We start from the raw sequence: 2,026 nt of genomic DNA on the forward strand, positions 1-2,026 counted from the left end.
ATGCTCAAGGCACTGAAACCGCGCCCACCGGCCATCATGGCCAGTGCCGCATCCAGCAAAGCCTGGCGGGTCTGCTGCTTTTTTTCGGTGCGAAGCAGAACGGAAGTGCTCATCAAATGTCCGGGTAAGGGGCAGCTGCCAGAAGCGCGGTAAACGCGGTGAATACCGTGGTAACACGGCCACGCGATAATTTAGCAGAAACAGACCGCAGCGTCCGATTTCAGTGAACAAGTGTTGACTGAAACACAAAATACAGGCATCTTGGTAAACACTTGTTCACTCAATTGGCTTTCCATGCGCCTGCTTCCCACTCCCGTCGTCAATCGCGTCCTGCCGCTGCTCAAGCCGGTTCGTGCCGCCGTCCAGGCCGGCTGGCTACGTGAAGACGTGATCGATTACTACGGCCGGCTACTGCATCCGCAGTTGCAGCTGCAACGCACGCTGGCGCGGGTGGCGGGCATCCGGGCGGTAAGCGAATCCACGATTGCCATCAGCCTTCTGCCGAGCAAAAACTGGCAGGGCATGCAGCCGGGCCAGCATATCGGGGTAACGGTGGAATTTGCCGGCGTGCGCCACCAGCGCCGCTACAGCCCGTGCCAGAGCGCCGGGCAGCCGCTGGAAATCGCCGTCAAACGCCATGCTGACGGCGTGGTATCGCCCTGGCTGCACACCGACTTGCAAGTGGGCAGCTATGTCGAGCTGAGCGCCGCCCAGGGCGAATTCGTCTTGCCAGCCACCCTGCCCGCGCAGCTGCTGTTCCTGGCAGCCGGTAGCGGCATCACCCCGGTACTGGCGCTGTTGCGTGAACTGTCGTCCCGCAACTACCAGGGCGAGGTGGCCCTGTGCTACTACGGCCGTCACCGGCGCGATATGGCTTATCTCGATACCCTGCAGGCCATGCAGATCGGCGGCAAGCCGCTACGCCTGCTGGTCGGCCTCACAGGCGAAGCCGCCGGCCCGAACGAGCTGACTGGACGCATCAGCACCACCCATCTGGAACAAGCCCTGCCCGCCCTGCGTGATAGTCATGCCTTTGCCTGCGGCAGCCACGGCTTTACCGAGGCAGCGAAGCAGGCCTGGCATGCCATCGGCGGCGGCAAGTTCACCGAAGAAAGCTTCACGCCGCCGCAGTGGCAGCTGCATGACGATGAAGCCATGCAGCTCACCTATGCACGCAGCGGCATCAGCCTGAGCGGCCGCACCGGCAAGACCTTGCTGGAGCAAGCCGAGGCGCATGGCCTCAAGCCAGCCAGCGGCTGCCGCATGGGCATCTGCCATACCTGTACCTGCCAAAAGCGCAGCGGCGCAGTGCGCGATTTGCGCACCGGCCTGATTTCGACCGAGCCGGATGAAGCGATCCGGCTGTGCATCAGCGCGCCCGTTGGCGATGTAACGCTCGACCTGTAATCAAGGACCCACCACATGCCCCACAACCGCACGCTCAGCCCCGAGGAAGCCGCCGCATTTGCCGCCGAGCTCGACGCCCTGCGCAACCGTCATCTGGCCGACCTGGGTGACGCCGACGCCCGCTATATCCGCCGCATTCGCGCCACCGTACGCCTGACCGAAGTCGCCGGCCGGCTGATGCTGTTCGGTGGCTTTTTTCCACCGACCTGGCTCGCTGGCGTGCTGCTGCTGGCCCTGTCGAAGATCCTGGAAAACATGGAGCTGGGCCATAACGTCATGCATGGCCAGTACGACTGGATGAATGACCCGGAATTTTCCGGCAAGCATTACGAATGGGATCACTTTTGCAGCAGCGAAGCCTGGCGCCGCACCCATAACTACCAGCACCACACCTATACCAATGTGCTGGGTCGCGATCACGATATCGGCTATGGCACGGTGCGGGTGTTCCCGGAGCAGCGCTGGCGGCGCTTTTACCTGCTGCAGCCCCTGTGGGCCCTGCTGCAGGCAGTGTTCTTCCAGTTTGCCATTGCCATTTTCGACCTGAAGCTGGATCGCTATTTCAAGGGCAAGGTCAGCCAGGAAGAAATGCAGCCCAAACTCAAGCCGATGCTGCGCA

At 62.3% G+C, this 2,026-nt stretch carries 2 protein-coding genes; both read left to right on the forward strand.

Translation table 11 applies throughout. The annotated features are described in order from the left end of the window. Positions 1–294: 294 nt before the first annotated feature. Positions 295–1,407, forward strand: coding sequence for a flavin reductase family protein (locus ACE3OH_RS21890; protein ID WP_374358304.1), 1,113 nt, complete (start codon positions 295–297; stop codon positions 1,405–1,407). A gap of 15 nt (positions 1,408–1,422) precedes the next feature. Then, positions 1,423–2,026: fatty acid desaturase (locus tag ACE3OH_RS21895; protein ID WP_374358307.1), on the forward strand; the 604-nt coding region annotated here is incomplete at its 3' end.

Source organism: Chitinimonas sp., from assembly GCF_041904975.1.
In the GTDB taxonomy this organism is placed as follows: domain Bacteria; phylum Pseudomonadota; class Gammaproteobacteria; order Burkholderiales; family Chitinimonadaceae; genus Chitinimonas.